This window comes from uncultured Caballeronia sp. (assembly GCF_964243625.1).
GTDB lineage: Bacteria > Pseudomonadota > Gammaproteobacteria > Burkholderiales > Burkholderiaceae > Caballeronia.
The window spans coordinates 1-3476 of record NZ_CAXTGZ010000635.1 but is presented as its reverse complement, the minus strand read 5'-3'; the positions used below and the strand labels follow the sequence as shown (position 1 = coordinate 3476).

3 protein-coding genes are annotated in these 3476 nt (G+C 65.4%); all 3 read left to right on the top strand.

All coding sequences use genetic code 11. From position 1 onward, the window contains the following. Positions 1-646, top strand: a 646-nt coding sequence (asd, locus tag ACFFAR_RS28415) for an aspartate-semialdehyde dehydrogenase (protein WP_375508928.1), incomplete at its 5' end; no start/stop codon positions are given. Between the two features lie 140 nt (positions 647-786). Beyond that, on the top strand, positions 787-2937 hold the full coding sequence (locus ACFFAR_RS28410; RefSeq protein ID WP_375508927.1) for a FimV/HubP family polar landmark protein: 2151 nt from the start codon (positions 787-789) through the stop codon (positions 2935-2937). Position 2938: 1 nt separating this feature from the next. Beyond that, on the top strand, positions 2939-3476 hold a 538-nt coding region (gene truA, locus ACFFAR_RS28405; protein ID WP_375508926.1), incomplete at its 3' end, for a tRNA pseudouridine(38-40) synthase TruA.

The window sequence follows — 3476 nt, the reverse complement described above, 5'->3', positions numbered from 1 at the left end:
GTATCAGGCGGCATCGGGCGCGGGCGCGCAGAACATGCGCGAACTGCTGCAGCAAATGGGCGTGCTGTACGGCGCGGCCAAGGAGGATCTGGCGGATCCGTCGTCGGCCATTCTGGATATCGACAAGCGCGTGCAGGCGGCCATGTCGAGCGAACGCATGCCGGTCGATAACTTCGGCGTGCCGCTCGCCGGCTCGTTGATTCCCTGGATCGACAAAGACCTCGGCAACGGCATGTCGAAGGAAGAATGGAAGGGCGGCGCGGAAACCAACAAGATTCTCGGGCTTCCCGCTATGGGCGAACAAGGTTCGGTTCCGGTCGACGGCTTGTGCGTGCGCATCGGCGCAATGCGTTGTCACTCGCAGGCGCTGACCATCAAGCTCACGAAGGACGTGCCGCTGGATGAAGTGCACGGCATCCTGGCATCGGCGAATGACTGGGTGAAGGTCGTTCCGAACGAACGCGAAGCATCGATGCGCGATCTGTCTCCGGCCGTCGTCACGGGTTCGCTGACGGTGCCGGTCGGCCGTCTGCGCAAGCTGGCGATGGGCGGCGAATATCTCTCGGCGTTCACGGTTGGCGACCAGTTGCTGTGGGGCGCGGCCGAACCGCTGCGCCGGATGCTTCGCATCCTGCTGGACAAGTAAAGTAAACTACGCGCCACGACGCGCGGCAGTTTGACTAAAGCGTCGCGCTTGCGCGGCGCTTTTTCGTTGTGCTGCGGGTTTATCGCGGTTCCTGGTTCCTGTTTCCCGTTTTCGTTTCTGTCCACTCGCCTGGAGTTTCAATGATCGTTCGTCCGAGTCGGCCATTTCATTCGCAGCCCCGCCACTTCACTCGTGCGCGGCGCGCGGCGCTGAACGCGGCGAGTGCCGCGAGTGTGCTGCTCGGGACGTCGTTGTTCTCGAATGCCATGGCTCAGGCGAGCGCTGCGTCCGCGCCTGTCGTTGCGTCCGACGCGCCCGCGGTGACGCAATACAGCGTGAAACCCGGGCAATCGCTGAGCGATATCGCGACGCAGATCACAGGTTCGACTGACCGCGCCACGCGTGAAAAGATGTCCCGCGCGCTCTTCGATGCCAATCCGAATGCGTTCATGGGTCACGATCCGAGCCGGTTGAAGCTGGGATCGGTTTTGAACGTGCCGCAGGGTGACGGGGCGGCGAGCGCCTCGGCGGCTTCTGGGGCGTCAGCGGCTTCATCCGCTCCGGCTCCGGCTGTGCCTGCCGTCGTTGCGTCATCGCCTGCAACCGCCGCGCCGGTTGTTACGGCAAGCGCACCGGAAACTGCGGCCGTTCCAGCGGAGGCTGCGTCCTCCAGTACCACGCGCGTCCCCTCCGGCGCTGAGGTCAGCGGCGCGGTGACGGCAAGCACTGCAAGCAGTGCATCGGCTGCTTCCGAGGCTCAGCCGGCATCGGGCGCGAGCGAAATCGCAGCGGCTTCTGCGCCGGTCGCGGCGTCAGTGCCGGCCTCGGCGCCAGTTGCATCGGCTGTAACGCCGGCTTCGACGGCGAGCTCCGAGCCGACGTCCGGAAATGGGCCGATTGGCTGGATTATCGGCGTGGTCGTGGCGATCGGTCTGCTCCTCATCGCGATGAGAGCAAGCAAGCGCCGCCGCGCCGTCGCAGTGCCGGAAGTCGATCAAGTCACGCCGGAGCCGCCGGTGGTAGCGCCGGCGCCACAAGCACCGGATACCCCGGTGCACAGCATCCATTCGCATCAGGCGACTGGCGCCGCCGACCTTGAAGGCGTGGCCGTGCAACGTGGGCAAGGCGAGCTGAACGCCGTTGCGGCGAGCATGGAAAATTACGATGCCGCCCAGGCCTTCGATACCCCCACCGAAGACACGCCGCTCAGTTCAACCGAAGCCAAAGCCGCCGATAACAACGACGATGATGACGCTGCACACGTAACGCTCAGCACCGCAGTTTTGCCGCAGGAACCCGAAGTGAAACGCGCGCCGTTCATGCCGGATGCGCCGGCGGCGCTTCATCGTGATTTCACGCCGCCCCGGCCGGGTGCGGTCGAGGCAGCGCTGGCTGCCGAACGCGCTGCGACCGAGCGTGCCGTGGCGCTGGAGCAGGCGACGCGGGAAGCCGTCGAGCGGGAAGCGCAAGAGGCAGCAGCAAGCGAAGCGGCGGAACGGGAGGCCGAAGCGCGTGAGGCCGAGAAAGTGGCGGCAGAAGCACGGGAAGCGGAGGCCCGTGAAGCTGAAGCACGCGAGGCGGCTACGCGCGAAGCAGCGGCGCGTGAAGCTTCAGAACGCGAAGCCGCAGCCCGCGAAGCCGCATCACACGCAACGCCACCGGCCGATCACGCAACCACCCCGCACGACGACTCCTACGACGAAGAACCGTCCTCCCCCGCGTCGCGTCTGCCGCAGCCCAAATTCCCCCAGGAAGCGATCGAAGCCTTGAGCGCGCTCGATTTCGGCTTGCCGCCGCGTCAGGAAGCGCCCCTTGAAAGCCCCGAACCGCCACCGGCTTCCAAGAACGCGGAAGCCGAAACACAAGAAATCGCACCGGCGTCGATCACCCCGCAACCCATCGCGGACCCGGCTGTCTTCGACCAGCAGAACGAGCAGCATCGTCATCCGGATGCGTCGTCCGACTTGCCCGCGGCTTCGGCTGCCGAGCAAATCGAAACGGGAACGGCAGGCGCGGCGTCGGTGGCGGGACTCGGCGCATCGCGCTTCGGCCCGTTGAGCCTCGACTTCGACTACAACTCGCCGTCGAGCCAGACCGAGCCGCTGCCGGCGTTCACGCCGGAACAGATTGCGACCATCGCGCGCAACAAGCTCGAACTTGCCGTCGAATACATCGAACTCGGCGACTTGTCGGGAGCGCGCACGCTTTTGCAAGAAGTCATCGATTCGAACGATGCAGCCACGCGCCAGCCCGCCGCCACGTTGTTGTCCACGCTCGCGCCGCTCTCCTGACATGGCTTTGAAACGCATTGCACTTGGTATCCAGTACGACGGTTCGGCGTTCAGCGGCTGGCAGACACAATCGGACGTCGAGACCGTGCAGGATGTGCTCGAACGCGCTCTCGGCAAGTTCACGCAAACGCGCGTGCAAACCGTCGTCGCGGGAAGAACCGACACGGGCGTGCATGCGCTCGGCCAGGTCGTCCATTTCGACACCGAACTCGAACGCACCGACTTCGCCTGGGTTCGCGGCACGAACGCGTTCCTGCCGCAAAGCGTCGCGGTGCAGTGGGCGCGGCCGATGCCCGATGATTTCCACGCGCGTTTCGGCGCCTTCGAGCGCACTTACTACTACGCGCTGTACGTCCACCCCGTGCGCTCGCCGATGATCCCCGGCCGCGCCGGCTGGTGCTACGCGGCGCTCGATGCCAACGCCATGCGCGAAGCGGCGGCGCTGATCATCGGCAAGCATGATTTCACGGCGTTCCGGTCATCCGAGTGCCAGGCGAAGACGCCGGTGAAATACCTGCGTCAGATCGATATCATCGAAC